Origin of the sequence: Streptomyces sp. NPDC053367, assembly GCF_044545925.1 — a bacterium.
In the GTDB taxonomy this organism is placed as follows: domain Bacteria; phylum Actinomycetota; class Actinomycetes; order Streptomycetales; family Streptomycetaceae; genus Streptomyces.
Map to the genome: position 1 here is coordinate 407,618 of NZ_JBITYN010000002.1, position 23,839 is coordinate 431,456.

Genomic DNA, 23,839 nt, shown 5'->3' on the forward strand with positions numbered 1-23,839 from the left:
GACGCGGTCCAGACTGGCGCAGTCCGGCTCCCCATGGTGTTGGCCGTCCGGCCACTATGTGACAGGATCCGGCCATGAGCATCGCGCGGCCGGCCACGCAGAACACACCCGGCCGGGCGCCCGAGCCGCCCGCACGACACCGGATCGCCGTCCTCGCCCTGCCCGGGGTCCCGCCCTTCGAGCTCGGGATCCCCTCCCGTGTCTTCGGCAGCGTCCTGGACGCCGAAGGCCGCCCCCTGTACGACATCACCGTCTGCACGGCGGACGGCGCCCCCGTGCTCACCGACGCCGGTTTCGTCGTGCAGCCGGCGGTCGGCCCGGAGGCCCTCGCCGCCGCGGACACCGTGATCATCCCGCCCACGCACGCCATGCCGGAGCTGGGCCGCGGCGGCCCCCTGCCCGCCGAGGTCACCGCGGCCATCGCCGGCATCCGGCCCGGCACCCGGCTGGTGTCCATCTGCTCCGGCTCCTACGTGCTCGCCGCCGCCGGGCTGCTCGACGGCCGGCCGGCCACCACGCACTGGAACCTGGCCCCCGAGTTCCGCCGCGCCTATCCACACGTCAAGGTCGACGAGGAGGTCCTGTTCGTCGACGACGGCGATGTCCTGACCTCCGCGGGCGTCGCCGCAGGCGTCGATCTGTGCCTGCACATGATCCGCCAGGACCATGGAGCGGCCGCCGCCAACCGGGCCGCCCGGATGTGTGTCGTACCGCCCTGGCGGGACGGCGGGCAGGCCCAGTACATCGACCGCCCGGTCCCCGACCCGGCCGTGGCCGGCACCACCGCCACCCGCGCGTGGGCCCTGGAGCACCTCGGCGAGCCGCTCTCCCTCGCCCAGCTCGCCGAGCACGCCCGGATGAGCCTGCGCTCCTTCACCCGGCGGTTCCGCGACGAGGTCGGGATGACCCCCGTGCAGTGGCTCACCGCCCAACGCCTGGAACTGGCAAAGCAGTTGCTGGAGACCACCGACCTGCCGATCGACCTGGTCGCCCACCGGGCCGGCTTCGGCTCCGCGAACTCACTGCGCGCGCACATGAGAACCGCCTTCGGCATCTCACCCGCCGCCTACCGCCGTACGTTCAAGTCCGACGACGTCGTCGACGCCGGCGGCCGACCGATTCCCGGGAACGGCGATCCCGCACCTGCGCTCCGCCCCCGGCAGCGGCATGCCGGGGGCGGAGCGCGGGCCCTGAGGGGCGCAGCCGACGGCGGGCCGCCGCGCGCTGGTCAGGAAGCGATGAAACGGGCGATCTGACCGAGCACGACCGTGTCCGCGAGGAACCCGATGTGGGTCTGGCAGAGCACGTTGTTGTTCGTCGCGCCGTCCAGCCGGGTGCTGGTGTAGGGGATGATGATGCCGTCGCAGGCCGAGTACCAGGTGGCGTATCGGGTGGCGCCGGGCGTCTCGTCGCCCGAGCTGATCTGCGCGATGAACGACGAGCCGGGGTACATCTGCTGACAGGTCGTGTAGATCAGACAGGCGCCGGCGTACGTGGTCCCGTGGTTCGCGCCGGCGATCGAGGCGAGGTGGCTGACGCTGGTGTTGCCGCCCAGCACCTTCAGGTAGTACTGGCTGACGAGGCCGCCCATCGAGTGGTTGACGATCGCGACCTTGCTCGCGCCCGTGCGCGCCTTCACGCCGTTGACGAAGGCGGCGAGGCCCTGGGCGTTGGTGACGTTGTTGCCGTAGGAGTCGTACTCGTAGGCGAACAGGTCCGAGCCGGCCCAGCCGTTGAGCCGGAACACGCTCATGGCGGTGACCCAGTTGGACGCGCTGCCGGTGTACCCGTGGACGAAGACCACCGGTGTTCTGGTCGACAGCGGCTGCGCTGCCTCGGCGGCCGAACTCGTGGCGGCCGAGGCGGACACGGCCGGACCGGCCGCCGCGCCGGCCGTCGGCGCTGAGGTGAGCAGGGTGAACGCGGCCGTGGTGGCCGCGAGGACGCCGAAGAGTCGGCGCGCTGAACGACGACGCATGAGCCCTCCCGAGAAGGATGCGGGTGCCTGACCCGAACAGAGTCGTGGCCCGGCACCCGGCGGCCATCAGCGAAATCACCAGTGCGCCGCCGTGCCGCCCGCTTGCTCGCACGCCGACCGTCCGAGGGCACGCTCGGCGTCATCACCGAGGCGTGGATGCGCCTGCCGGAACGCCCCCGTCACAAGGCTTCGGCCGCCGTCGCCCTCGCCCTGCGCGCCGCCGAGGACGCCCTGGACCCCTACCGCATCCTCAACCCGGGCATCCTGATCGACTGACACCCGAAGAGGCTCAACGGGGGAGGAGCCGGGGCACCCGGCACGCCGCACCACCGGTCGGTGACCGCCAACTGGGGTCCCGAACACGGGCGTTGTGCCACTCGAAGCCCTCGTACAAGCCGCCACGCCGGTCGTGAGGTACCGGATCACCGGCCCGGCAGAACCGGAACTGTTCACACCGGCCCCTCGACCCTCTCCCTTCTCGTCCGTGTCACCGCTCATCAGGCGCCCGGTGGCCGATAGTGGGGGGTGGAAGGTCCGCGCGCCCGCCGCGGACCCGGACCGATTTCTTTTTTGTGCAGAGGAGTGTCTGATGAACGACCGACCGTTGACCCTGATGGCAGTGCACGCGCATCCCGACGACGAGGCCACGGGAACGGGGGGCGTTCTCGCGCGGTATGCCGCGGACGGCGTGCGTACGGTTCTCGTGACGTGTACCGACGGCGGATGCGGTGACGGACCGGGGGGCGTCAAGCCGGGCGATGCCGGGCACGACCCGGCGGCCGTCGCCCGGATGCGGCGCCGGGAACTCGAGGCGAGTTGCGAGATCCTGAAGGTCGCTCACCTGGAGATGCTGGGGTACGCCGACTCCGGGATGATGGGATGGCCGGCCAATGACGCCCCCGGCTCGTTCTGGCGCACACCCGTGGAGGAGGGCGCCGCCCGGCTCGCGGAACTCCTGCGCCGCTACCGGCCCGACGTCGTCGTCACGTACGACGAGAACGGCTTCTACGGTCACCCCGACCACATCCAGGCCAACCGCATCACGATGGCGGCACTGGCGATGACCGAGTTGACGCCGAAGGTGTACTGGACGACGGCGCCCCGCTCGATGATGCAGAAATTCGGGGAGGTCATGCGCGAGTTCGGCGCGGACTTCCCGGAGCCGGACCCCGCCGAGGCCGCCGCGATGGCCGAGATCGGGCTGCCCGACGAGCAGATCACCACCTGGGTCGACACGAGCGCCTTCGGCGGCCAGAAGTTCGACGCGCTGGCCGCGCACGCCAGCCAGGGCGAGAACATCTTCTTCCTGCAGATGGGCCGGGAGAGGTTCACCGAACTGATGGGCGTGGAGACGTTCCTGCGCGTCCAGGACACCACCGGCGCGGCCGTGCCCGAGAACGACCTCTTCGCCGGACTGCGCTGACCCACGCCCGCCCGCCGGGGCAGAGCGGCCAGGTTCCCTCAGCCAGGCGTTGCCGCCTGCCCCGGCGCGCCGGTGGCGACGGCGGCCCCTCAACGCTCCCCTGAGGGCCTCCCGTCAAGGGCGCCCCTCAGGGACTGCCCGGGCCGGCCGCTGCCACTGCCCGTGCCACCACCCGTCGCAGCGCACGGCAGGTGATCCAGCGGTTGTTCCCGCCGGCCAGGTACGTCACCGCCCGGCCTGCGGCAGCTCGTCGACGACGGAAGGCCGCATCTCCTCGGCGACCCGGAACGGGTGTGGTCCAGGAAGGCGTCCCCCACCCTCCGATGCCCGCTGCTCACTTCCAACGGTCCCAGGAATGCGCGGTCTGCCACCATCCGGCCATCGCATCACGCGTTCTACCGCACCACTTGGGGTCCCTGGCGAGGGTGGGTCCGTGGACGCCGCACCGCCGCCGCGCGCCGCGAGCGGACCGGGGCGCGGGGCAGCGGAGGGCCGGCCGGAGCGGGCGGGTCAGCCGCCGATGGCCGAATCCTGCGCGGCGGCGACGATCGCCGTCGCGTCCTCCGGCAGCAGATAGCCGGCGTCGACGGACGTCCGCGCGGCCGCGCGCACCTTGTCCACATAGTCGGCGTGGGTCGGGTAGAGCCGGCTGAGCACCGGTTCCGCGGTGGCGGGGAAGGACGGGTCGGAGGGGTCGCCGTCGTCGTGCCGGTCCCAGGCGTCGCCGTCGTCGTTCCACGGGTCGCGGGCGCCGTACAGGCCGCAGAAGACGCCGCTGCCGGTGGTGTCCCGGCTGCCGCTGAGGGTACGGGTGGGCACGGTGACGTCCGGCAGGCGGATGCCGCCGGTGGCGAGGCCGGTGGCCGGGTCACGCAGCACGGTGCTCAGCGGCCGGCCGCTCGGCGGCCGCGGACCGCCCCGCGCCCAGCCCGCCAAGGTCCGCAGTGCCGCGTTCATCGCCCAGTGGCCGGGCCCGTCGTTGAAGGGCGCCGAACCGGCCGCGCAGTCGGGCGAAGGCGCGGCCGGGCCCGCCGACTTCCGCACGGTGGGGCCGCCGAGGTCGAAGACCCACTGGTCGCCGTGGGCGGTGCCGGCCAGCTCCCAGTGCACGACGCTGTCCGTGTCCGGCTGCCGGGCCGCCGCGGCGCCGGGCACGTCCGTCTCGGTGAGCACGACGAACGTCGGCACCCCGAGGTCGGTTCTGATCCGGGAGGGGTTCGGCATCAGCAGGGTGTCGGCGAGTACGCCGCTGATCGGGGCGGCGACGGCGCTGTTGCTGTGCACCATGAAGCCGTCGTAGACCCCGGCGACCGGCTGGACGGCGTTGACGTACGTGGTCATGAAGCCCGCCGACTGCGACTCGCCGTCGGCGAGCAGCGTGCGCACCGGGAGGCCGCCGAGCGGGTCGGGCCCGTTCGGGGTGCGCAGCGCCCGGCCCGCCTGGGAGAAGATGTCGTAGGCGAAGGCGTCGCCGGGGTGGACCAGGCTGCCGTACCGGGCCGGGTCCCAGCCCCGCAGGCCCTTGATCTCGCCCAGCCCGCCGTTGACCCCGACGGCCTGCGCCGAGACGCCGACCCAGGCGTAGCCGCGGCGCAGCAGTTCGTCGCGCTGGAACCAGTAGTCCGGGGAGATCTCCAGCTGGCCGCTGACGTTGAGCCACTCGACGACCACCGTGCCGTTGAACTGCGCCGGGTCGGTGGGCCGGCGCACCAGCAGGCGGCTCTTGTACGCGGCGGTGCCGGAGGCGCGGACGTTCCACCGGCCGTCCGAGGTCCACAGGCCCGACTTGGCGTACGACGTGGCGGTGCCGGAGATGAAGTACTCGCTCTCGGTGTAGCCGAACGAGCCGAGGTCCTCCGCCGCGGCGAGGAACGGGAAGCCGTGACCGCCGGCGGGCGGGAGGGTGACCGTGGGGCCCGCGGCCGTGGCGGGGGCGGCCGCGGCCGGGGCGGTCAGCGGGGTGTCGAGGAGGGCGCCGCAGAGCAGCGCCCCCACTGCGGCGGCGGTGACGGACCGCCGGGATAACCGGGCAAGCAGGCGCACGGGTTGCCTCCGTAGATGCGTGGCCCCATGGGCAATGGGCTGAGACGGCAGTCTCTGCGGACCGCGGTGGACTGCCACCGGCGAATCCACCGGTGCCCGGGAGCGGCGACTGATCGCGGCACTTGCTGGGGGCACACCGCACGGACGGACCGGGTGACCGTCGCGGCAGCGCGGTGCCGTGCCGCGGCGGGTCGCGCACGAACGACGCGACCCGCGAGGACGAAGTGCTCCGCCCTGGAGCCCACAGGTCCCCGACGCGGCCCGGCCCCGACGGTCAGTTGCCTCGGTCCACGCCGTCCACGGTGATGCCGCCGGGAACAGGCGCCGGCGCCGGTACGCCCCCGGGCCGACGGTAGACGTACGGCGGCGTCTCCGTCCGACCGCCCTCGGCCGGGTCGCGGACGAGGTGGTGGTCGGGGGAGAGCGCGCACGCCGGGTCGGTACGTGCGGCGTCACCGGTGAGGGCGAAGGCCTGGCAGCGGCAGCCCCCGAAGTCCTCCTCCTGGCGGGGACAGCCCCGGCAGGGGCCCGTCATCCAGTCGGTGCCGCGGAAGCGGTTGAAGGCCGGGGACCGTTCCCAGATCCAGGCGAGCCGGTGGTCGCGGACGTTGGGCGGGTGAAGGTCCGTCAGGGAGGCGGCCGCCGGGCAGGGCAGCACCGTCCCGTCCGGCGCGACGGTGAGCGAGACCGCCCCCCAGCCGCCCATGCAGGGCTTGGCCACCCCGTCGAAGTAGTCGGGGACGACCCACACCAGCTCGATCCGCCCGGCGAGCTCCTCCCGGCGACGCTCCACGGTCTCCCGGGCGCGTGCCAGCTGCTCGCGACCGGGCAGCAGCGCGGCCCGGTTGAGCAGGCCCCAGCCGTAGAACTGCGTGTTGGCCAGCTCGATGCGGTCCGCACCCCAGGCCAGGCCCAGCTCGATGACCGCGTCGACGGAGCCGAGGTTGTCGCGGTGCAGCACGACGTTCAGGCCGAGCGGGAGCCCGGCCCGGCGGACCAGCGCGGCGGCCCGTTCCTTCGCGGCGAAGGACGAGGGACGTCCGGCGATGCGGTCGTTGGCCCCCGGGTCGGCGTGCTGGACGGACAACTGGACACTGCGCAGCCCGGCCGCGGTGAGGGCGGCGAGCCGGGACTCGTCCAGGCCCGTACCGCTCGTGACCAGCTGCGTGTAGATCCCGGCGGCCTCGGCGGCGGCGACGATCCGCTCCAGATCCGGGCGCAGCAGCGGCTCCCCACCGGAGAGATGGGTGTGTACGACGCCCAGCTCGCTGGCCTGGCGCAGTACGCCGGTCCACTCGTCGGTGCTCAGCTCGGTGGAGCGACGGGCCAGTTCCAGCGGGTTCGAGCAGTACGGGCAGTGCAGCGGGCAGGCGTGGGTGAGTTCGGCGAGCAGAGCCCAAGGGGGCGCGGGCCGGACGGCGGGCCCGGGGTGCGCGGGGATGGTCACGTCAGCCAGCCCTCCTGCCGCAGGCTGTCCAGGAAGGCGGGGACGGTCTCGGCCACCGGCGCGCCGGGGAAGCGCCCGGTGAGCTCGCCGACGATCCCGGCCACCGTGCGGGTGCCGTCGCACAGGCCGACGACCGTGCCGCCATGCCCTTGCAGGACGACCACGCGCTCCGGCAGGACCAGCAGGTCCGTGCCGCGCACGGCGTCGTGCCGCAGCATCAGCGCGGGGGCGAGCGCCGGACGCCAGGGCTCCGTGCTCTGCGGGCTCACCCGTGCCCCCCTGCGCCGCCCTGACCGTGCGTTCGCTCGTCCGGCCCGGTGTGCCCGGACCCTCTCTCGTGCTCCACGGCGTCCAGCAGGGACCACAGCACGTCGCACTTGAAGGAGAGCGCGGCCACGGCCCGTTCCTGGTCCTCCCGGGTCCGGGACCACTCCAGTACGAGGTCCAGTGCCTCGGCACTGTCGCGCCGGCCCTGGTCGACGCGGGTGCGGAAGTAGGCGAGCCCGTCCGGCGCGATCCAGGGGTAGTGCCGCTCGAACGCCTCGATGCGCAGCCGCATGAGACCGGGAGCGGTCAGCTCGGTGAGTGAGGCGGCGACGGCCTCCAGCGGGGAGCGCAGGCGGCAGAAGTTGACGTAGCCCTCCACGGCCAGCCGGACGCCCGGCAGTACGGTCTCGCCCGACAGCAGGATCTCGCGGTCCAGGCCGGCCGCCTCGCCGAGCCGCAGCCAGCGCTCGATGCCGCCCTCGCCGTCGGCCCGTCCGTCGTGGTCCTCGATGCGCCGCAGCCACATGCGGCGCAGCCGCGAGGAGTCCAGCTTCGCGAGGATCAGCGCGTCCTTGACCGGGATGTGGCGCTGGTAGTGGAAGCGGTTGGCGATCCAGCGGCGTACCTCGTCCGGGCTGAGGTCGCCCCGGTGCATACGGACGTTGAAGGGATGGCGGTCGTGGTACCGGTCCTGGCCCACCTCGCGCAGGCGGTCCTCGAACTCCGCGCGGCTCCAGGGCTTCACCGGCGGGGCGAGTGTCGTGGTCACAGCTCGATCACCATTCCGTCGTCGGCCACCTCGAGGCCCAGCCGGGCGAGCCGCTTGTGCTGCGGCGCGGCGGGGTCGACGAGGGGGTTGGTGTTGTTGAGGTGGGTGTAGAGGCAGCGGGCGGACAGTGAGGCGAGGACGGCTGCGGTGCCGTCCGGCCCGTCGATGGGCAGATGCCCCATGCCGGTGGCGGTGCGGGAGGAGATGCCGGTGCGGCGGGGCTCCTCCTCGTCCCAGAAGGTGCCGTCGACGATGACGCAGTCGGCCTCGGTGGCGGCCTGGTGCAGCGCGTCGGACCAGGTGGCCACGGCCGGGGCGTACAGAGCGGTGCGGCCGGTGGCCGGGTCGTACAGGCGCAGCGCGACGACCCAGGCGTCGTCCTCGGGGGCGTCGGCGGCGTAGCGCGGGCGCTTGCCTGAGACGGGTACGGCGCTGATCCGCACACCGGATCCGGCGGGGCCGTCCGCGTCGGCGTGCAGGGGCTGTGTCCCCCGGGACCGCAGCTCCCGCCAGGTCAGGGTGGTGTACGGGGCGAGGACCGCGCCGAGGCCGAGGCGGGTGTCGACCGCCTCGCGGACCGGCGGGGTGGCGAGGAGTTCGAGGCCGTCCGCCTCGCGCAGCCGCCCGATCCCGAGCGTGTGGTCGAGTTCGGCGTCGGTGAGCACGACTCCGGCGATCGGTGTCTGCCGGGGCCCGGGTCCGGGGTGGAGGTCGGGGTGGGCCTCGATCTGGTCGCCGATGTCGGGGGTGGCGTTGACGAGGTACCAGCGGCCCTCGCCGGCCCGGACGGCCAGCGAGGCGTGTCGGCGGCGTCGCCCGGGGTGGGCGCGTGCCCCGGAGCACCCGGGGCACGCGCAGTTCCACTGGGGGATGCCGCCGCCGGCCGCGGTACCGAGCACCTGCAGCAGCATGACGGCGGCTAGCGGACGCTGAGGGAGTAGGCGGTGACTTCGAGCGCGGTGTCGACCACCGCGTACCCCGGGGTCTGCCAGGTGGTCCGGTCGGTCTCCTCGGAGGTGGCCCGGCCGGCCTGCTCGGCCTGCTCGACTGCTTCGGTCATGATGCGTACCTTCCTTTCTGCGTGGGGTGTTCGCCTCCCGGGTGCGGGAGGAGCCTTCAGTCGACGGTCACCTTGAGCAGGACGTCGTCCTCGTCGCCGCGGTCGCTCGTGCCCAGCCACAGCTGGTCGGCACCGGGAACCTTGGCGATGGCCCGCAGCCGGCCGTAGACGCCGTTGTAGTGGGACGTCGCCGGCCCGACGTCCTCGCCGGTGGAGTCGATCGGGATCCGCCACAGCCGGCGGCCGCTCAGCGTGGAGGCGTAGACCACGTCGTCGACGACCGCGATCTGCGCGGGCACGCCTCCCTCGTCGGGGTCCCAGACCATCTTCGGGTCGGTCATACCCGCGACGGAACAAGAACCCTCACAGGTCGGCCAGCCGTAGTTCCGGCCCGGCCGCACGAGGTTGAGTTCGTCCCAGGTCTCCGCGCCGATCTCGGTCGACCACAGCTGCCCGGCGCTGTCCCAGGCCAGCCCCTGGGGGTTGCGGTGACCGTAGCTGTAGACGCGGGTCCCGAACGGGTTGCCGGGAGCCGCGGCACCGTCCTTGGTGATCCTCAGGATCTTCCCGTTGAGCGACGTCTTGTCCTGCGCCAGCTTCCTCTTCGAGGCGTCGCCGGTGGTGACGTACAGATAGCCGTCGGGCCCGAACGCGATCTTTCCGCCGTTGTGCTGGCTGTCCCGGGTGATTCCGGTCAGGATCGAGGTGTAGTCACTCAGCCGGGTGCCGTCGAACTTCATCCTGACCACGCGGTTGTCCTCACGCGTGGTCTCCATGAAGAACACGTCCTGGTCGGTCGTGCCGTTCCAGGTCGGTGACACCGCGACACCCAGCAGGCCGCCCTTGTCCTGCGTCTCCTCGCTCCACACGGCGTTGGGCACCGTGCCGACCTTCGTCTTGGCGCCGTTCAGGGCGACCCGCCAGACGACGGCGGTGTCCCGTTCCGTCACCAGCGCCGCCTTGTGGCCCCGGAGGAACGAGATCCCCCAGGGAGTCGTCAGACCGTCCGCGAGCGTGCTGATCCCCGTCGGTGCGCTCTGCGCGCCGGGGACGGAGGGCGGCTCCGTGGCCGTCGCGTGCGGCCCGGTCAGGCCGAGGGTCATGACGGCGGCGACGGCGGAGAGCGCGGCGATGCCCGGTCGGATCCGAGGCAGCGCCGAGTGCGCCAAGCGTGACATCCTGATGCCTTTCGTGTGGGGGCGCGGCCGACTGATTCCGGGGAATCGGCGCGGCCGAATGCGGTACGAGGAGGTGCTCATCGCTGCGCCGCACCGTGGTGAGCCGGGTGAGAAGGGCGTGGTCCGGAGCGTGGCAATGCCTCTTGTCTGGAGTATCGGGCGCCCCCTGAAGCAACGGCCACCGGGACCGGTCCATCCTGCTGACGGGCCGTTCCGGCGGCGGGACCGCGGATGTCAGTGAGCTTGCGCGACGGCTCGTCAGCCGTCGGTCCACCGGCGCCGAAGGGTCCCTCCCACGAGTGACCGCCGCCGCGCGGGTGGCCGCGCACGCAGTACGCCGGTCAGGGAGGCATCCGCGTCACGGCGTGGGGCTCGGGCTCGGCGGCGGGGAGGGGGAGGTCGCGGGCGGGGAGGAGGGGGTCGCCGGCGCGGGCGAGCCGTCCATGACGGCGGCGTCGATGCAGTCGACGAACTGGACGAAGGGCACCCGGCCCGTGGCGTCGTCGACCGCGAAGTCACCTGCCGCGTGGCTGCGGAGCCGGCACATGTCGTAGCGGGCGAGCACCGGGGGCGGGTTCGTCCCGGAGGCCAGCCGGTATTCGTGCCGGCCCACCAACTGGCAGGCGTCGTAGCGGATGAGCGGGCCGCGCGGACCCACGGCGTAGCGGTGCGAGCGGACATCGGTGGAGAAGTCCTGGTAGGCGAGCCCGGTGTCGTCGCAGTCGCTGAAGTGGACGATGCCGCCGTTCCACTTGCAGTCGATGACGGCCACGTCCGGGTTGCGCACCTCGAAACGGATGTCCTGGGCGTGGAACCGTTGCACCGAGTCGTGGTGCTCGGCGACGGGGAAGCGGAAGAACGTGCTGGTGGTGCCGTACTCCGGAGTGCTCTGCGGGCGTCTGTCCGTGATGATGTACGAGCCGCCCCGGCAGGTGATGGAACCCCCGTAGGGGAACTCCAGGAAATTGCCCCACTCGTACTCGACCTTCATGTCGGTGAACCAGTAATTGAGGAACTGGTCCTGGTCGTTCGGTTCCTTCTGTCCGTCCCGTGTCAGCCCGGAGTACAGGAACGCGCGGCGATAGCGGCCGCCGACCCGGCACGCCTCCCAGCGCATCTCCGAGTTGGTGTCGGTGCCGCTCAGGGCGAGCCCGTACTCCCATTCCCCCATCCACTCGCACTCGGAGAACCGGTAGTCCTGCGCCTGTCCGGTCGAGTACGAGCTGAAGAAGGAGGCGCCCGGTCTGGCCGACTGGAACTGCATGCGCTCGAAGGAGATGTTCGACCAGACGTCCTCGTTGCGGCAGAGATAGGAGCCGGGGCCGGTCTTGGGCTTGAAGACGAGACTGGTCATACGGCGGCCCGCGCCGCAGAAGCGCAGGCCGCTCGCGGGCTGTGACGCGGCGGCACCGTTCAGCAGGGCATGGGGGCGGGTGATGAGGAACTCGCCGGCGGGGATCTCGATCACCACACGGCCGACACCCCCGGAGACCCGGGCGGCGGCGAACGAGTAGGCGATCTCGAAGGCCGCGGTGTCGTCGGTCCGCCCGTCGCCCACCGCGCCCAGATCGGCCACGTTGATCACGGTGTCCGGCTTGGCCGAGGAGCGCGGGACGGCGGACGCACTGCGGGTGGACAGGGACGTCGCGGCCAGCAGCGAGACCCCGCCACGCAGAAGATGCCGACGGGTGACACGGGACATCGAAGCATCCCACTCTGTCATAATCTCCTTCTTTCCACCTGTTTCATCCCTTCCAAGCCCACTAGCACTTTTGTGCGCTTATCAGCGCCTACTTCGTCAAGGAGGGACATGACCGGGTTCGTTGAGGTGCTCCGGCATATGTCGGCCGCACAGAAACCGGCGAAAGGGGTGTCGGTCTACACCCTGTTCGTCAACCGTCCAGCCGGCCGGGTCCTGGCCGCGCTGGCCTACCGCGTCGGTGCGACGCCCAATCAACTGACGCTGCTCGGCGCTCTGTTCACCTTTCCCGCCCTGGCCGCCGTGGCCCTGGTACGGCCCGGCACGGGGCTGTCGGTGTGTGTCTGCGCCGCCCTGGCCGTGGGGTTCGCCCTCGACGCGGCGGACGGACAGCTCGCCCGCATGCAGCGCTCGGGAAGTCCGTCGGGCGAGTGGCTGGACCATGTGCTCGACTGCGCCAAACTGGTCATCGTGCACATGGTCGTGCTCGTGTCGTTCTACCGCTTCTTCTCCCTGCCCGATCCGGCCTTCCTGCTCGCTCCGATGCTGTTCGAGCTGGCGGCCGTGGTGATCTTCTTCGCCGGGATCCTCACGGAGCAGCTCAAGCGGCGGACGGCCGCCCCGTCGCCCGCGGCACCGACGTCGGCGGCGCCGATGCCGGCCGAGCCCGCCCCGGCGCTGCGGTCCGTGCTGCTGCTGCCGGTCGACTACGGCGTGACCTGCGTCGGCTTCCTATTCCTTGGCAGCCAGCACGTCTTCCTTTCCGTGTACTGCGCCCTGCTGCTGGCCCACCTCCTGTTCATGGCGGCCTTCCTGGTCAAGTGGTTCCGCGAGCTGCGCTGAGGGGAAGTCCGTCCGCTGGTGCCGGGCGAGCAGCTCCAGGGAGTCGCGGAGCAGCGTGCTGGAGGTGTGCATGGTGTAGGGGAAGTAGACGACCTCCACACCGACCTGGGCGAAACGCCGTTCCAGATCGACCCACTTGGGCGTCCCGCGCCAGTCGTCGCCCTTGAAGATGACGTGGAAACCGATCCGCTTCCACGTCTCCAGCTTGTCCTCTTCCGACTCGGGGACGGCCACGTCGACGCAGCGCAGATTGCCGACGATCTCCAGGCGCTCGGCGAACGGCACGACCGGCGGCCGGCCCTTGAGCCGCTGTACCAGGTCGTCCGTGGTGACTCCGGCTACGAGGCGGTCACAGTGCCGGCGCGCCTGGCGCAGGATGTTGAGGTGGCCGACGTGGAACAGGTCGTAGACGCCGGGCGCGAATCCGATGCGGGTCACGTCCATGGGTCACCCGCAACGGCCGCCGCCCTCGTGGGCACGGTCACCCGCAACGGCGGGGACTTCACCGAGGTGTTGGTCCCGTCCGTCACCTCGATCCGGTACTGGCGAGGGGGGCCGGCGGCCACGGATTCGGTGAAGCTCATCAACGGGCGGTCCCAGTAGGTGGACGACCGCTGCTGCGTGGAGACCAGCCGGCCGTCCCGGTAGAGCCGGTAGGTGAGCGAGGCGTCGTCCCGGTCCCACGACGCCTTCCAGCGCACGGTGACCCGACCGGACTGCTGCGCGGCGAGCGTGAGGACGGGAACCGCGGGCGCCCCGGTGTCGGGGCCGGCGCCGAGACGGGTGAGGCCCTGCTGGGGTGCGCCGTTGACCCGGGTGAACTCCCCGCCCACCCAGAGCACTCCACGGGAGACCGTCAGCGCGCGGGGTCCGACCTGTTCCCCGATCCCCTCGTTGGTGTCGGGGAACCAGTGCAGGATCCTGCGGTCCTGGGGTGACTGGGCCAGCAGGTGCTGGCGTTCCCTCAGGTCGGGGAACCCGCCGGGTGTGTTGGTGCAGTCGTGCGCGTGCGAGGCGCTGTAGAGGACACCGCGGTAGGGCAGGACGGCCTGTGTGGCGCCGAGGCAGGTGTCGCGCCACACCATCCGGTCGTCGTCCAGGCGGCCCGCGATACGGCCGTCGAAGATGCCGATACCGCGGCCTTCGGCACCGACGTAGAAGCGGGTGCCGTCCTGGGCGATCGTCTTCACCACCGACCCGGGAGGCAGCCAGCCCGGGTAGGTGCGCACGAGGGCGCCGCTGGTGGGGTTCAGGGCGGCCAGCGAGCGGGACTCGCGGCCGTTGACCCGCTCGAAGTCCCCGCCGACGTAGAGCTTTCCCCGCGAGGGCGCCACCGACAGTGCGCGCACCGGGGCGTCGACGTCTGCCCGGAACGCCTGCAGGGCGCCCTGGGGGGTGAAGGCGGCGACGCGCTGCCTGGTCTGGCCGTCGACCCGGCGGAAGTCACCGCCGAGGTAGACCGTGCGGTCCGTGGCGTCGATCGCCCGGACGGTCGCCGACACCGCGGGCCGGAAGTCCTTGCGCAGGGAACAGTCGGCCGTGTCGAGGGCGACGGCGCTCGCCACGCCGGTGGGTCCCACCCGGCTGAAGGAGCCGCCCACGTACAGCACCTTGCCGTCCGGGGAGGTTTCGAGGGCGCGGACGGTTCCCGTTCCTCCGGTGAACGACGGCGCGCACGGCAGCAGGGCTCCGGTCGTCGCGTCGAACGCGGCGAAGTTGCGGCGCGGGACCTCCTGGGTGCCGGGTTCCGCACCTGGCGGCCGCACGGAGTCGAAGGTTCCGCCGACATAGACGACACCGTGCGCGGCGGCCAGCGACCAGACGATGCCGTTCGTCTGCCACGTGGCCAGCGGATCGGCGGTGAACGCCGGTCCGGCCTCGTCGGCGGCCGAGGCGGGAGGGGAATGGAGCAGGGCGGCGGAACACAGAAGAGCGGTGGCGACCGCACTCGTGGCCGCCCTCGGCGGGAGCTTTCTCAGGCGCAATGGACACCCCGGATGGCAGTGATGTGGGCGACACGCGGGGAATGACACGCGCCTGCCGAGCCCGGGCCGTACGACCCCGCCCGGGCTCACGCAGCGCGACGGCGCAGAACTCCGACCAGCTCACTCACTCCCAGCGGCCTGCGATACCACCACAAACTAGTAGCAAATACACACAATCCCAAGGTCATTCCGGCGGCGAGTCCTGACGTGGTGTCACCGGTCAGTGCGCGCACGGCCCCCAGCGCCACCGAGACGGCGAGTCCCGCACCGAGAGCGGTGGTGTAGCTGCGGTCCACGGTCGTGAAGCCGAGGCGGAACCGGATGAGGAGCGCGGCCGAGAGGTTCTCCACGACGATGGCCGCGCCCCAGGACAGGGCGGCACCCAGCACCCCCCACCTCGGCACGGTGAGCAGTCCCACCGTCAGCTGCACCGTGAACGCCGCGCCCGTGACGGCCAGATGCCAGGAACTCTTGCCGGACATCAGCATCACGGTCTGGGCGTTGCCGACCGCCACGTTGACCATCGAGGCGGCGCACAGCACGACGAGGGCGGGCGCGCCCTGGACGAACTCCGGCCCGAACACCGACAGCACGGTCCCGGGGAAGCCGGCGACGACGGCGAACAGCGGCCAGGAGAAGAGCACGACCCAGCAGGTGGACACCCGGTGCAGCTGGCGCGCCTCGGCGATCTGGTCGACCGCGAGCAGCCGGCTGATCTGCGGCGCCACGGCCAGCCGGATGGCCAGTTGCAGCAGGGTGCCGGCCGTGACGACGCGGCCGATGGCGGTGTAGACGCCCGCCTCGGCGCTGGTGGCCAGCGCGGACAGCAGGATGACGCCGACCCACACCGCGCTGAAGTCGAACACGGACGAAATCGCCCTGGGTGCGGCGAAGCTCCAGAACGCACGCCAGGGAACGGCTCCGCGCACGGCCCGATGCGTGGTGCCCCGGGCGGCGCGGCAGTGGCGCAGGGCCAGCCACGCGGCCACGGTGCCGGCCAGGGCGGGCAGCAGCCAGGCCGCGGCCAGGGGAACCATGCCCGGCGCCCACACGGCCACCGGGACGGCGATCAGCAGCCGCAGCACGGGTTTGCCGATCTGCTCCACGCCGACGAACGGCACCACGGTGCCGTGGCCCTGATTGGCGCCCAGCAGGACCAGCCCCACGGTGGCGACGGGCAGGAACAGCCCGAACAGCCGTACCAGGGTGATCGCGTCGGCCGGTCGCAGGTGCGGCAGCAGCGTGGTGGCCACCGCGGGGCACAGCAGCAGGGGCAGGGCGGCCGCCGTGCTGGTGATGACCGCGGGCACGAGGGCCGCGCGCAGCAGACCGCCCACCGACCGCCCGCCGCCCACCGCGATGTCGCGCGAGACGAAACGCACGAGCCCGGTGTCGGAGCCGAGCTTGCAGGTGTTGCTGAGGATCGTGAACAGCGCCACGCCCGTGAAGACCGCTCCAGCCCCCTGCGCCCCGAGCGCACGGGTGATCAGGCCGACGAAGACGAAGGCGAAGACGGCGTTGGTCGCCGAACCCGCCACCCCCCACCACCCGCCCCGCGCGGCCGCGGCCACGCTGTTCGGTGTGCCGGAGCCGGGGGCGGGGGCGGTCGCTTCCGGGGCGGTCACCCGCGAGTGGCCGAGAGCGTGTCGTCCTGCGCGGGAAGCTCCACGACCGGCGTGCCGGGCTCGGCCTCCGCGGGGTTCCCCGGACGGCGCCGCAGGACGGCACGCAGACGTCCGCGCCGGTGGCCGGCGTCCAGGACCGCGCCGAGGAGGGTTCCGCCGGAGCACTCGATCAGCTCACGCACCCGCTTGAGGTCGTCCCGCCGGGTGGTGTCGAGGGTGGCGACCAGCAGGATGCCGTCGACACGCTGGGCGACGGCCAGGGCGTCGGCGTGCTCCAGGAGCGGCCGGGTGACGACGACCGCGCTGCGGGAGCCGGTCCCGGTCACCAGCCGGTCGACGGTGGCGGACATGCCGGCCTGGGCGGCCGAACCGCTGCCACCGGTGGACCAGCAGGCGAACCGCCCGGCGGTACCGGCGTCGACGAGCAGGCTCCCGTCGGGCAGAGCACCCTCCTCGAGGGTGCGCGCGTCGTCCGGGAGCAGCGGCAGCCGGGCGGTGAGCGCGGCCGTGTCGGGGTCGGCGTCCACCAGCAGCACCTCCTCGCCGCACTCCGCGAGTGCCGCGGCCAGGTTCACGGCGACCTCCTCGGCGGCGGCGTCGCGGCGGGGGGCGACGACGAGGATCCGGCCGGTGCCGGCGGGCGGGCCGGAGCGGCGCAGGCGGTAGGCCAGGGCGCGCAGGGTCTCGGCCCGGTCACCGCCCCGGCGGCCGACCGTCAGCAGGTCCTCGTCCTCGTCCCTGTCGCGCCGGCGGGGCAGCAGACCGAGCACGGGGCCGTCCAGCGCGGCCCGGGCGTCCGCCGCCGACCTGACCCGTGAGTCGAGGGCGGAGCACAGCCAGGCCAGCAGGATGCCGAGCGCCAGTCCGGCCGCCAGCCCCAGCGTGAGCAGCATCGGCCAGCCGGGCGACGAGGGACTGCCGGGCGCCTCGCCGCGGCGGACGATGTCGCCTCCGTCGGTGTCCCGGGAGTTGATCTCGACGATGCGCTCCTGCAGCGTCTCCAGCTGGCTCTGCACCGCCTTGGTGACCTCGTCCTCCTTGTTCTGCTTCTTGGCCGCCTCCACCGTCTTGATCTGCTGCTCCACGGTGCGGGTGGCCCGCTGCGCGGCGGCTTCGTTACGGGCCTTGCGGTCGGCGAGATACGCCTCGGCGAAGGCGTTGGCGCCGCGCGCCGCGCGCCGCGGGGTGTCGGCGGTGAACTCGAAGCGCAGTACCTGGGACTTGGCCTGGTTGGTGATCCGCACGTCCTCCTCGAGCGCGGCCGCGGTGCCCTCGGCCTGGCCCAGGACTCGTGCCGCGCGCACGGCGACCGCGGCGCTGGCGGCGATCTGTCGCTCGGTGCCCATGCTGACCTGGTTGTCGGCGGACACGCTGACCGTGCCGTAGGGGTCGGCGGTGGAGCGTACGAGGACTTCGCTCGTCGAGGTGTAGGTGTTCGCGCCGGACAGGGCCAGCACGGCGCCGCCGAGCAGCCCCAGGACGATGCCCAGGGCGATGACGGCGCGGTGGCGCAGGAGCCGGCGCAGCTGGTCGCGCAGCTGGTCCGGCTCGTCGTACCGGTCGAAGGAGTGGATGGGGGCGGTCACGAGGGCCCTCCTGTCGCGGGGAGCTGTGCGGGTCGGGTGGGTGCGGTCGGCCGCGCCGACGGGACGAGCCGGGGTGCGCGGGCGGTGGGGGTGGTGATGAGCAGGGGAACGGTCACCAGCAGCGCCAGCGGGCCCACGATCCCGAGCAGACTGCCCCGCAGGAAGATCATCTGGTAGAAGGCCAGGGCCGGGACCAGCAGCGCCGCGAGGGTGCCCGCCCGGTCGCGGAGCCGGTGGTGCACATCGTCCATACGCCGTCCGACCGCGCCGAGCAGGAAGAACACGAGGGCCACGGCGGGTGGGCCGGCCCACAGGTAACTCTCGATCCACAGCGGGGCGGAGAGGTTGACGAAGTCGTAGCCGGCGTACTGCGCGAGGGCGATTCCGGTGTCCCCGGGCTTGTCCGGCCACAGCGAACGCGGGACCGCGAACAGCACGGGCCCCAGCACGTCCAGCGGTGAGAACCCCTGGTCGCGGGCCAGGTCGATCCCGGTCTGCACCTGCTGGAAGGCGTCGTAGTCGCCGTTGGTGGTGAACTGCTCGGACAGGGAGACCACGGAGAACTGCTCCCGGTCGCTGTAGCGGAAGTAGTCGCTGTACGGGAAGGCCAGCAGCACGGTCGTCATGAGTGTGGCCGCGATGACGCGGAAAGCGCGGGGCCGGCACAGCCGGGGCATGGCGAACAGGAGGGTCAGTACGACGGTGCCGACCCAGAACCGAGGTTTGCTGACGGGGTTGTTGACGACGGCGTTCAGGACGAGGAGCAGCGGCAGCAGCAGTCGGCGGGCGACGCGCAGCAGACGGTCGCCGCCGGGCGCGCGCGGCACGTGCAGCAGGGCCAGCAGAGCCCAGAACGCGGGCACCGACAGGCACCAGCTGCGCAGGGCCGACAGGAAGGCGTCGCCCGAGCCGTCGTCGGCGCCCGCCTCCCGCAGCGCCTGACGGCTCGTGAAGTACGCAGACAGGCCGCCCGGTTGGCCCGGGACGAGCAGGACCGCCAGGACGAGGGCGAGCCCGCACAGCGACAGCAGGCGCCAGGGCGCGAGGCGGCGGGACAACAGCCGCTCCACCGGCCCCGGCGGGCGGGCGGCGGACCCGGCCGCGCGGGTGCCCTCGCGGCGGGCGGCGACGGCGGTGCCCGCACTGTGCGCCAGAAGCCCCAGTTCGACGACGGCCACGGCCGTCAGGGCGGTCCCCTCGCCGGTCCAGTAGGTCCACGGGTAGGCGTCGGCGGCGAGCTGCGCCAGCGGCGCGAGGCCGAGCCAGATGTAGGCGAAGAGCCAGAAACCGAGGGCGACGAGCCGCACCGTCGTCGCGGTGAGCACGCGGACGAGGGCCACACCGGTGTGCGCCACGACCACGCCCTGCACGGCGAGTGCGACCGACAGGCGCGCGCCACCCGACTGGAGGATCAGCCCCGGCAGCAGGACCAGGAGGACCAGGGCCCACAGGGAGACCGCGGCCACACTGCGAACGGGGACCTCTTCCCGCCCAAGGTCTTCGCCAGTCGGGTGTTTCGCCTGAAAGTTCATCAACAGGGTTATAGCGCCTGTGTCACGACAATCCGTACAGGCGCGCGGTAATCCGGAGGGCGCCAGGCGGCGGTCCGCGCGACGCCGTCATCGGGTGACACGGGGAGACCGGTCGGCGTGCCATTTACCGACAAACAGGACATATGTGCATTCCTTGATCGCATCAGACCATCCGATCTTCGGACAAGGGAGTTGCGCATGGACAGGCAGGTCGACGTCGTCGTCGCCGGTGGCGGGGGATTCATCGGAGGGCATCTCGTGGGCTCCCTCCTGGCCCAGGGGCTGACCGTCCGCTCCATCGACATCAAGCCCCGGCACGAGTGGTACCAGGTCCACGACGGCGCCGAGAACGTGATCGCCGACCTCTCGCTCCTGGAGCACGCGCGCGCGGGCGTGCGCGGCGCACGGCAGGTGTACATGCTGGCCGCGGACATGGGCGGCATGGGCTTCATCGAGAACAACAAGGCCGCCTGCATGATGTCGGTCCTGACCAGCACCCACATGCTGCAGGCCGCGCACGAGGCCGGGGTGGAGCGCTACTTCTACTCCTCCTCCGCCTGCGTCTACGCCGCCGCCAGGCAGACCGACCCGAACGTCACCGCCCTGCGCGAGGAGGACGCCTACCCGGCGCAGCCCGAGGACGGCTACGGCTGGGAGAAGCTCTTCTCCGAGCGCATGTGCCGCCACTACACCGAGGACTACGGGTTCGTCACCCGCGTGGCCCGCTACCACAACGTCTACGGCCCGCACGGCACATGGGACGGCGGCCGGGAGAAGGCGCCCGCCGCGGTGTGCCGCAAGATCGCCGAGGCGGTGCTCTCCGGCGACCACCGCATCGAGATCTGGGGCGACGGCCTGCAGACCCGCTCCTTCATGTACATCGACGACTGCCTGCACGGCACTCAAATGATCATGAAGGGCGACAGCGGCGAGCCGGTCAACCTGGGCTCCTCCGAGCTGGTGACCATCAACCAGCTCGTCGACATCGTCGAGCAGATCGCCGGCATCCGCTGCGAGCGCCGCTACCGGCTGGACGCCCCCCAGGGCGTGCGCGGCCGCAACTCCGACAACACCCTGATCCGCGAGATCTACGGCTGGGAACCGTCGGTCTCCCTGGCCGACGGACTGGAACAGACGTACGCATGGGTCTACGACCAGGTCAAGCGCTCCCACCAGTGACGCCCGAAGCGTTGCGCGCAAGCGCCGGGACGATGAGGATCCTCGTCCACGACTACAGCGGCCACCCCTTCCAGGCCCAGCTGAGCCGGGAGCTGGCGCGCCGCGGTCACGAGGTCGTCCACTCGACGTGCACGGCCTACGTCTCCGGCAAGGGCGACCTCGCCGGACCCGCCCCCGGCCTGCGCTTCGCCACCATCGGGGACGGCGTCAGGCTGCGCAAGGAGGCCTACTTCCGCCGGCTCGGCCAGGAGACCCGGCTGGGACTCGAACTCGCCCGGCAGGTCCGCCGCGACAAACCCGACGTGGCACTGCTGTCCAACCTGCCGATCCCGGTCCTGGCCGTGACCGCGGCCGTCCTGAACAGGCTGCGCATCCCCTGGGTGCTGTGGCACCAGGACGTGACCGCGGTCGCGCTGAAGAGCTTCGCCGCCGCCGACGTCGCCAGGTCGATGGGCCTGGCGGCCAAGGTGTTCGGCGCCGCCGAGAAGTGGTCGGCGCGGCGGGCCGCGGCCGTCGTGGTGATCGCCGACTCGTTCGTGCGGGTCCACCGGCAGTGGGGCACCGCCGACAAGGTCACCGTCATCCCCAACTGGGCGCCGCTGGATGAGATCGTCCCGGTGGCGCGGGCCAACGGCTGGTCGGCGGAACACGGGCTGAACGACGTACGGACGGTGCTCTACTCGGGCACGCTCGGGCTGAAGCACAACCCGGAGCTGCTGGTGCGGCTGGCCGAGCGGCTGCGCGAGCAGGGAAGCCCGGTCCGTCTCGTCGTCGTCAACGACGGCCCCGCCGTACCCGTCCTCAGGGACGCGGCCGCGGCGCGAGGCGTCGAACTGACCCTGCTGCCCTTCCAGCCCTACGAACGGCTGCCCGAGGTGCTCGGCACGGGCGACGTCCTCGTCGTCCTGCTGGGCCCGGAGGCGGGGCAGTTCTCGGTCCCCTCCAAGACGCTGTCCTATCTGTGCGCCGGGCGGCCGGTGCTCGGCCTGATGCCCGCCGACAACCTCGCCGCGCGGCTGCTCCGGCAGGCGGGGTCGGCGGTCTTCCCGCCGGAGGGGTCGGCCCTGGACGGTGCCGCCGCCTGGGTCAGGGAGGTCCTGTCCGACCCGGCCCGGGCCGAGCAACTGGGCAAGGAGAGCCGCGCCCTGGCCGAGCGGGAGTTCGCCCTGGAGGACTGCGCCTCGCGCTTCGAGGACATCCTGCACCGCGTGACCGCCGGCGGAAGACGCCGCCGGCCCTGAAAGGACGTCCCACGTGGCCGGCCCCGCGCGCCGGCCACGGCCGATCGGCGGCCTTCCCGCAGGGGAGCGCCGCCGTGGCACCGGAGGACCGGTGCCACGGCGGCTCGGGGTGGGACGGCCGGTGCGGTGGGTGGGGCAGGACGGCCGGCGCGGTTGCTCCGGTGGCCGGGCCCGGTCGGTCAGCCGATCCGGCCCGTCGGCGCAGGCTCCTGCCGGGTCCGGCCGCCCGCCGGGCGTACACGGTGACCCGCACGGCCTCGGCCGAGGGGCTCCTCAGGACGACTGGCCCGGTAGATCTCCTCCAGCCGGTCCACCACGGCGCCGATGGAGTAGACGTCCTCGACCACACGCCGGCCGGCCTCCGACATCCGAGCCCACAGCTCCGGGTCGCCCAGCAGCCGGCGGACCGCCGCCGCCATGGACTCGGGACTGCCGTCGGTGACCAGGGCGGCACCACGGCGGGCCAGCTCGTCGGCGATGCCGCAGGTGTCGGTGCAGACCACGGGCGTGCCGGCGGCCAGCGCCTCGATGACGGTCATGCCGAAGGGTTCGTTCACGCTCGCCAGCACATGGACGGCCGCGGTCCGATAGGCCTCGCGTGTCTCGGCGGGATCCAGCGGACCGCCGTAGCGGACCACGCCCGCGGGCCCCTCGGCGATGAGCCGGCGTACGGCGGGCAGCGACCCGTCGTCCGGGCCGTAGAGGGTGAAACGGGCCTCGGGGACCTGCCGGTGGACCAGCGCGGCCATCTCCACGAAGGCCTCGGGACGCTTACGGGGATGCAGCCGGGCCAGGAACAGCACCTGGGGCTCGCGCGGCTGCCGCGGCGCCGGTTCGGGCGGCCCCGGCTCGATGCCGTTGGGCAGGATCCGCAGCGGCGGGCCGGCCGGCCCCAGCACCTTCGCCACCAGCCCGCGCTCCTGCTCGGTCAGGACGCAGCAGGCGCGCGTCCGCCGCAGCAGTGGCAGGTACAGCAGGTCGAACAGCCGGACGGGAAGCGCGGTGCGCGGCTCGACCATGCCGTGCGTCTGCGCCACACAGGGCACGCGGCGCAGGGCGGCGACGGCGAGGGCGGAGAGGGAGACCAGATCGCGCCCGGCGTGGACGTGCACGACCTCGGCGTCTCCCATGGCCCGCCACAGGTCGCGCAGGAGCAGGGGGTGCAGCAGGCCGATGAAGCCCCGCCCCGGCAGCAGGTTGCGGGCCGGACGCGAGCGCAGCCGGACGGTGCCGACGCGCTCCGGGGCCCGCCCGCTGCCCCGCCACAGCGACATCAGCGTGACGTCCTGGCCGCGTGCGGCCAGCTCCCGGGCCTGGGCGACCGCCACGCTCGGCGGCCCGCCGAAGGCACCGTCGTCACTGATGAGCGTGACCACGTGGAGCAGCTTCATGCCGTACGTCCCTTCGACCTCAGGACCGTGCCGGGCGCGACGTCCCGGTGCGCGACGGCGCCGGCGCCCACCACGCCGCCCCGGCCGACGGTGACCCCGCGCAGTACGACGGCACGGGCCGCGACCCAGCTGCCCGGCTCCAGCCGGATGGGGCCGTTGTCGAACTCGAAGGTGGCCGAACGGGGGCTGTGGCTGCCCGTGCACAGCAGCGCGCTCTGGGAGACGCAGCAGTCGTGGCCGATCGTGACGGGCTCGAGGTTGAGGATCCAGGCACCCTCGCCGATCCACACGTCGTCGTCGATCTCCAGCTTCCACGGCCAGTGCACCCGCACTCCGTGCCGGATCAGCACCCGTTGTCCGACACGGGCGCCGAAGGCGCGCAGCAGCCCAGGGCGCCAGCGGTGCGGGCACCACCACTTGACGAAGACCAGGTGGAGGACGGCGAACCAGGCGGCCTGGACGAGCAGGGGGCGCCCCTTGTCGTATCCGGCGCCGGTGAAGCCGCGCAGGGACCGCTCCACGACGGGTCGGTGCGAGGTGGCCGGCCGGGCGTCACCGGGCTGTGGGGCGACTGCGCTCTGCGCCATGACAGT

The 23,839-nt window shown here is 72.6% G+C and carries 22 protein-coding genes; 6 read left to right on the plus strand and 16 right to left on the minus strand.

Annotation, left to right across the window (positions count from 1 at the left end; all coding sequences use genetic code 11):
* Nucleotides 1–74: 74 nt before the first annotated feature.
* Nucleotides 75–1,256, plus strand: coding sequence for a GlxA family transcriptional regulator (locus ACIGXJ_RS08330; protein WP_399642541.1), 1,182 nt, complete (start codon nucleotides 75–77; stop codon nucleotides 1,254–1,256).
* Here the strand turns inward: ACIGXJ_RS08330 and ACIGXJ_RS08335 are convergent.
* A complete protein-coding gene (locus ACIGXJ_RS08335; protein ID WP_399642542.1) occupies nucleotides 1,229–1,978 on the minus strand; it encodes an esterase/lipase family protein in 750 nt (249 codons plus the stop codon). The genes ACIGXJ_RS08330 and ACIGXJ_RS08335 overlap by 28 nt on opposite strands.
* A gap of 102 nt (nucleotides 1,979–2,080) precedes the next feature.
* Here ACIGXJ_RS08335 and ACIGXJ_RS08340 point away from each other — a divergent pair, with 102 nt between their 5' ends.
* Both ACIGXJ_RS08340 and ACIGXJ_RS08345 read left to right on the plus strand, forming a co-directional pair.
* Complete coding sequence (locus ACIGXJ_RS08340) at nucleotides 2,081–2,254, plus strand: hypothetical protein (protein ID WP_399642805.1); 174 nt, start codon at nucleotides 2,081–2,083, stop codon at nucleotides 2,252–2,254.
* Nucleotides 2,255–2,567: 313 nt separating this feature from the next.
* Nucleotides 2,568–3,401 (plus strand): PIG-L family deacetylase, encoded by an 834-nt coding sequence (locus ACIGXJ_RS08345; RefSeq protein WP_399642543.1) that lies wholly within the window; start codon nucleotides 2,568–2,570, stop codon nucleotides 3,399–3,401.
* 510 nt (nucleotides 3,402–3,911) lie between these two features.
* Here ACIGXJ_RS08345 and ACIGXJ_RS08350 read toward each other — a convergent pair.
* The 8 genes from ACIGXJ_RS08350 to ACIGXJ_RS08385 form a co-directional block, all read right to left on the minus strand.
* On the minus strand, nucleotides 3,912–5,444 hold the full coding sequence (locus tag ACIGXJ_RS08350) for an alpha/beta hydrolase domain-containing protein (protein ID WP_399642544.1): 1,533 nt from the start codon (nucleotides 5,442–5,444) through the stop codon (nucleotides 3,912–3,914).
* Between the two features lie 274 nt (nucleotides 5,445–5,718).
* Nucleotides 5,719–6,891 (minus strand): pyrroloquinoline quinone biosynthesis protein PqqE, encoded by a 1,173-nt coding sequence (gene pqqE, locus ACIGXJ_RS08355; RefSeq protein ID WP_399642545.1) that lies wholly within the window; start codon nucleotides 6,889–6,891, stop codon nucleotides 5,719–5,721.
* Nucleotides 6,888–7,109, minus strand: a complete 222-nt coding sequence (gene pqqD / locus ACIGXJ_RS08360) for a pyrroloquinoline quinone biosynthesis peptide chaperone PqqD (RefSeq protein WP_399642798.1) — start codon at nucleotides 7,107–7,109, stop codon at nucleotides 6,888–6,890. The genes pqqE and pqqD overlap by 4 nt, the downstream gene beginning before the upstream one ends.
* Before the next feature lie 47 nt (nucleotides 7,110–7,156).
* Entirely contained in the window at nucleotides 7,157–7,927 is a 771-nt protein-coding gene (gene pqqC, locus ACIGXJ_RS08365) for a pyrroloquinoline-quinone synthase PqqC (protein WP_399642546.1), read from the minus strand.
* Nucleotides 7,924–8,838: a pyrroloquinoline quinone biosynthesis protein PqqB gene (gene pqqB, locus ACIGXJ_RS08370; protein ID WP_399642547.1), complete on the minus strand. Its 915-nt coding sequence runs from the start codon at nucleotides 8,836–8,838 to the stop codon at nucleotides 7,924–7,926. The genes pqqC and pqqB overlap by 4 nt, the downstream gene beginning before the upstream one ends.
* Before the next feature lie 8 nt (nucleotides 8,839–8,846).
* Nucleotides 8,847–8,987: a pyrroloquinoline quinone precursor peptide PqqA gene (gene pqqA / locus ACIGXJ_RS08375; protein ID WP_399642548.1), complete on the minus strand. Its 141-nt coding sequence runs from the start codon at nucleotides 8,985–8,987 to the stop codon at nucleotides 8,847–8,849.
* Nucleotides 8,988–9,043: 56 nt separating this feature from the next.
* Nucleotides 9,044–10,120, minus strand: coding sequence for a PQQ-dependent sugar dehydrogenase (locus ACIGXJ_RS08380; protein WP_399642799.1), 1,077 nt, complete (start codon nucleotides 10,118–10,120; stop codon nucleotides 9,044–9,046).
* A gap of 403 nt (nucleotides 10,121–10,523) precedes the next feature.
* Nucleotides 10,524–11,867: a glycosyl hydrolase family 28-related protein gene (locus ACIGXJ_RS08385; protein ID WP_399642549.1), complete on the minus strand. Its 1,344-nt coding sequence runs from the start codon at nucleotides 11,865–11,867 to the stop codon at nucleotides 10,524–10,526.
* Between the two features lie 108 nt (nucleotides 11,868–11,975).
* Here ACIGXJ_RS08385 and ACIGXJ_RS08390 point away from each other — a divergent pair, with 108 nt between their 5' ends.
* Nucleotides 11,976–12,707 (plus strand): CDP-alcohol phosphatidyltransferase family protein, encoded by a 732-nt coding sequence (locus ACIGXJ_RS08390; protein ID WP_399642550.1) that lies wholly within the window; start codon nucleotides 11,976–11,978, stop codon nucleotides 12,705–12,707.
* On the opposite strand, the gene ACIGXJ_RS08395 is transcribed toward ACIGXJ_RS08390, so the two are convergent.
* The 5 genes from ACIGXJ_RS08395 to ACIGXJ_RS08415 form a co-directional block, all read right to left on the minus strand.
* Complete coding sequence (locus tag ACIGXJ_RS08395) at nucleotides 12,597–13,151, minus strand: adenylyltransferase/cytidyltransferase family protein (RefSeq protein WP_399642551.1); 555 nt, start codon at nucleotides 13,149–13,151, stop codon at nucleotides 12,597–12,599. The genes ACIGXJ_RS08390 and ACIGXJ_RS08395 overlap by 111 nt on opposite strands.
* On the minus strand, nucleotides 13,142–14,692 hold the full coding sequence (locus ACIGXJ_RS08400) for a fibronectin type III domain-containing protein (protein WP_399642552.1): 1,551 nt from the start codon (nucleotides 14,690–14,692) through the stop codon (nucleotides 13,142–13,144). The genes ACIGXJ_RS08395 and ACIGXJ_RS08400 overlap by 10 nt, the downstream gene beginning before the upstream one ends.
* 86 nt (nucleotides 14,693–14,778) lie before the next feature.
* Nucleotides 14,779–16,317, minus strand: a complete 1,539-nt coding sequence (locus tag ACIGXJ_RS08405; protein WP_399642553.1) for an oligosaccharide flippase family protein — start codon at nucleotides 16,315–16,317, stop codon at nucleotides 14,779–14,781.
* Nucleotides 16,314–17,903: a hypothetical protein gene (locus ACIGXJ_RS08410; RefSeq protein WP_399642554.1), complete on the minus strand. Its 1,590-nt coding sequence runs from the start codon at nucleotides 17,901–17,903 to the stop codon at nucleotides 16,314–16,316. The genes ACIGXJ_RS08405 and ACIGXJ_RS08410 overlap by 4 nt, the downstream gene beginning before the upstream one ends.
* Complete coding sequence (locus ACIGXJ_RS08415; RefSeq protein WP_399642555.1) at nucleotides 17,900–19,369, minus strand: hypothetical protein; 1,470 nt, start codon at nucleotides 19,367–19,369, stop codon at nucleotides 17,900–17,902. Before ACIGXJ_RS08415 ends, ACIGXJ_RS08410 begins: the two co-directional genes overlap by 4 nt.
* Nucleotides 19,370–19,633: 264 nt before the next feature.
* Here ACIGXJ_RS08415 and ACIGXJ_RS08420 point away from each other — a divergent pair, with 264 nt between their 5' ends.
* On the plus strand, nucleotides 19,634–20,614 hold the full coding sequence (locus tag ACIGXJ_RS08420) for an NAD-dependent epimerase/dehydratase family protein (RefSeq protein ID WP_399642556.1): 981 nt from the start codon (nucleotides 19,634–19,636) through the stop codon (nucleotides 20,612–20,614).
* Between the two features lie 32 nt (nucleotides 20,615–20,646).
* Complete coding sequence (locus ACIGXJ_RS08425; RefSeq protein ID WP_399642557.1) at nucleotides 20,647–21,855, plus strand: glycosyltransferase family 4 protein; 1,209 nt, start codon at nucleotides 20,647–20,649, stop codon at nucleotides 21,853–21,855.
* A 179-nt stretch (nucleotides 21,856–22,034) separates the two neighbouring features.
* On the opposite strand, the gene ACIGXJ_RS08430 is transcribed toward ACIGXJ_RS08425, so the two are convergent.
* Together ACIGXJ_RS08430 and ACIGXJ_RS08435 are read right to left on the minus strand one after the other, a co-directional pair.
* A complete protein-coding gene (locus tag ACIGXJ_RS08430; protein WP_399642558.1) occupies nucleotides 22,035–23,246 on the minus strand; it encodes a glycosyltransferase family 4 protein in 1,212 nt (403 codons plus the stop codon).
* Complete coding sequence (locus ACIGXJ_RS08435) at nucleotides 23,243–23,833, minus strand: putative colanic acid biosynthesis acetyltransferase (RefSeq protein WP_399642559.1); 591 nt, start codon at nucleotides 23,831–23,833, stop codon at nucleotides 23,243–23,245. The genes ACIGXJ_RS08430 and ACIGXJ_RS08435 overlap by 4 nt, the downstream gene beginning before the upstream one ends.
* Nucleotides 23,834–23,839: the final 6 nt, after the last annotated feature.